We start from the raw sequence: 3,326 nt of genomic DNA on the forward strand, positions 1-3,326 counted from the left end.
GAGCTGATGACCGAAAACAGGTAGTTTTTCAGCAGGTCGGTCGCGGACAGCCTCACCCCGCGGGCGTTGAGGGTCTCGAACACCTTGAAGGCGTTCAGTTCGTCGGTCACGGTGATGACGGTGAAAAAAAGTTTGTCCACGAGGGAGTCCAGAAAGGCCGCCAGATTCTCCCCGCTGGAGACCGTCATGCCGCATCGGGCTCTGATGCGCTCCCTGAACCAGATGAAGGCCTTGCGCAGCTGATGCTCCGAGGCGTTGAGTCCCCTCTGGGGCAGATTTTCGAGGGGAACCAGATAGTTCTGATAAAAGCGGTTGTTGTGCCGGTTCAGTTCCAGCTTGGAACGCGGCACCAACGTCACCGGGTCGAGGTAGCCGATATAGCTTCCCCGAAGCTGCTCTTTCCTTACGATGTTCCTTTCAGCATCCAACTCGGCCTCCACAAGGTCCTGAAGATGCCCTAATCCGGCCAGGAGCATCACGCTGATCGTCGTGAGGCGCTGCTGGCCGTCGATGATGTCGAAACGTTTGCTGTCCGAGGACTGCAGGACCAGGTATCCCATATAGTGCGCGGGCTCCCCGTCGGGCTCGAACAGCCCGAGGAGGTCCTGCCACAGGTCGTCCCACTCGTCCTCCGTCCAGGAGTAATCCCGCTGGAAGGCGGGGACGTGGTAGCTCAGTCCGTTGCCAAAGAGCTGCCTGAACGTGGAGTTCGCCGTGTTGAAATTGAGTGCCGCCACACTCCATCCCACCTTTCCCCTAAGCCCAATAGCCGTACGGCCTCAGTCCCCGTACCCGTCCGGGTGGCTGCGGTGCCAGTTCCACGCCGTCGCGACGATATCCTCCATGTTGGTGACGCGCGGGGTCCAGCCCAGGATCTTCCTTGCCCTCGTGCTGTCGGCCACCAGCCGCGCCGGGTCGCCCGCACGGCGCGGGCCGACCTCCACGGGAATCGCGTGGCCCGTCACGGCGCGGGCCGCCTCGATCATCGCCCTCACCGAGTAACCGTCTCCGCTGCCCAGGTTGAAGATGCCGCCCTCCCCGCCTCCGCGGAGGTGGTCCAATGCCCGGAGGTGCGCATCGGCCAGGTCGGAGATATGGACGTAATCCCGGATGCAGGTGCCGTCCGGCGTGGGGTAATCGTCCCCGTAGATCGTGACGTGCGTCCGCCGGCCCACCGGAACCTGGAGGATGATGGGCACCAGATGCGTCTCGCACCGGTGATCCTCGCCGATGCTGCCGTCCTCGCGCGCTCCCGCCACGTTGAAGTAGCGCAGCGAGACGTATCGGATGCCGTGCCGCAGCCCCACCCAGTGCATCATGCGCTCCATCATCCGCTTGGTCTCGCCGTAGGGGTTGGTGGGCAGGGTCTCGTCGTCCTCCGTGATGGGGACGCGCTTCGGCTCGCCGTAGACCGACGCGGAGGAGGAGAACACGATCCTGTCCAGGCCGTGCCGCTCCATCGCCTCCAGCAGGACCTGCATCCCGTACACGTTGTTGTTGAAGTAGCGGAGCGGCCGCTCGACGCTTTCTCCCACCAGGGAGCAGGCGCAGAAGTGAACGACCGCCTCTATGGGATGTTCGCCCATGATCCTGTCTAGCAGCGCCGCGTCTCGGACGTCGCCCTCGTAGAAGGGCACGGACTCCGGCAGCGCCGCCCGGTGTCCGGTCCAGAGGTTGTCCAGCACCACCACGCTCTCGCCCCGGTCCAGCAGGGCCCGCACATTATGGGAACCGATGTAGCCGGCCCCGCCGCAGATCAGAACGGACATGAAGGACCTCTCCGAAGTTTACCGGACACCGGATCGCCCGCCTACATCAATCTCTTGAAGTTCTCGGTCGTGACCTTCATATAAGGAATCCAGATGTACTTTCCGTCGGTCACCTCGTAGCCGACGGTCTCCTTGTCGATGGCCCGGCCCTGCGCGGCCGCGAAGGCGGCTCGGACCGCGGCGGCTCCCTGGCTCCGGGCGTCGTTCAGCACCGTGCCCAGCAGGGTACCCTGGCCCATGGCCTCGAGTGCCGGCGCCGTGGCATCCACGCCCACAACGGGGATGTACTTCGCGGCGTCGCCCAGGTTATAGCCCTCGGCCTTCAGTGCGGCGATGGCGCCCAGGGCCATGCTGTCGTTGTTCGCCACCACGGCCTCGATCCTGTCCAGCCCCACGGAGGCGATGAAGCCCTTCATCCTCTCGGCGCCCTGGGCCTTGTCCCAGTTTGCCGTTTCGCTGGCCAGTTCTTCCACCTCGAACCCGCCGTCCTTCATCGCCTTGACGGAGAACTCCGTTCGCAGGATGGCGTCCTGCTGCCCCTCTCCGCCGCGCAGCATGACGTACTGAATTTTGCCATCCCCGTTCCTGTCCGCCTCGGGATGTCCCTTGAAGTAGTCCACGATCAGCTCGCCCAAAAGCCTTCCGGACTCCTCCGCGTGGGTCCCGACGTAGCAGGCCTTATCGTAGGACTTCATGACCTCGGCGTCCGGCTCGCGGTTGAGAAAGACGATCGGCAGGTTCGCCGCCCTGGCCTTCTCCAGGAGCGAAGCGGCCACCGCCCGGTCCACGGGATTGACGAGATTGACGATCAGCGCCTTCGCCCCCTTGTTGATGAAGGCGCCCACCTGGCCGTCCTGGACCGGCTGCTGGTTCTGCGAGTCCGCGACCTCCAGCTCGCCCCCCAGCTTCTTCATCTCCGAGACCATGTTCCTGCGCACGCCCTTCATGAAGGTGTCGTCAAACTTGTAGATGCAGGCGCCGACCAGTACATCCGACGCCATGGTCGCGCCCGCCGCACAGAATGCACAAAAAACGAGCAGCCCCGCCGCCGAAAACAACCCATCTCTCCACTTCATTTTCATCGCCAAATCCCTCCTGCAATCGTCTGTCGTCTTTGGTCAAGCCGCCCAAGGTTCTGAAAACAGCTCCGATCAGCCACGCCCGGGGAAAATTCAGAAAATCAGTTGCTCCGCGGCCGGGGAACGGGGTTGAAGATCACGTCGCCCACCTCCAAGGAGGAGCCGGGCTCCTGATCGGAACTGACGCCGAACTCCTCCGGCAGCCCCACGGGCGCGGCGCGGAACTCCTCCTTGGCCGCGGCCCGTTCCTGCGGGACCGTCAGCGTGGAACCGTCCACGGCACGTCCCCATCGTTTCAGGACCGAGGCCCGCGCGGAGTCCGAGAAACGCAGGGGGCTCCACCAATACCGATCCGTCCCCGGCGTCCGGAAGAACAGCTCGTTCCGGTCCTCCCCGGAGCCCTCGGCGGCCTCCGCAGCGGCCCGGCGCGAGGAGAACAGGCCCAGCATGCCGCCGCCGCTGGCCTCGGTCAGGGCGA

General features: G+C 64.5%; 4 protein-coding genes. All 4 read right to left on the bottom strand.

The genetic code is table 11. The features are described 5' to 3' along the window. On the bottom strand, positions 1–737 hold a 737-nt coding region (locus Q0176_RS07865; RefSeq protein ID WP_299301172.1), incomplete at its 3' end, for a DUF262 domain-containing protein. A 42-nt stretch (positions 738–779) separates the two neighbouring features. Beyond that, the gene (gene galE / locus Q0176_RS07870; protein ID WP_299301175.1) at positions 780–1,769 is read right to left on the bottom strand and encodes a UDP-glucose 4-epimerase GalE; all 990 of its coding nucleotides are present in this window, start codon (positions 1,767–1,769) and stop codon (positions 780–782) included. A gap of 41 nt (positions 1,770–1,810) precedes the next feature. Next, positions 1,811–2,851, bottom strand: a complete 1,041-nt coding sequence (locus Q0176_RS07875) for a galactose ABC transporter substrate-binding protein (protein WP_299301178.1) — start codon at positions 2,849–2,851, stop codon at positions 1,811–1,813. A gap of 98 nt (positions 2,852–2,949) precedes the next feature. Continuing rightward, positions 2,950–3,326, bottom strand: a 377-nt coding sequence (locus tag Q0176_RS07880) for a hypothetical protein (RefSeq protein WP_299301181.1), incomplete at its 5' end; no start/stop codon positions are given.

It is taken from the genome of uncultured Fretibacterium sp. (genome assembly GCF_938040765.1).
Classification (GTDB): domain Bacteria; phylum Synergistota; class Synergistia; order Synergistales; family Aminobacteriaceae; genus CAJPSE01.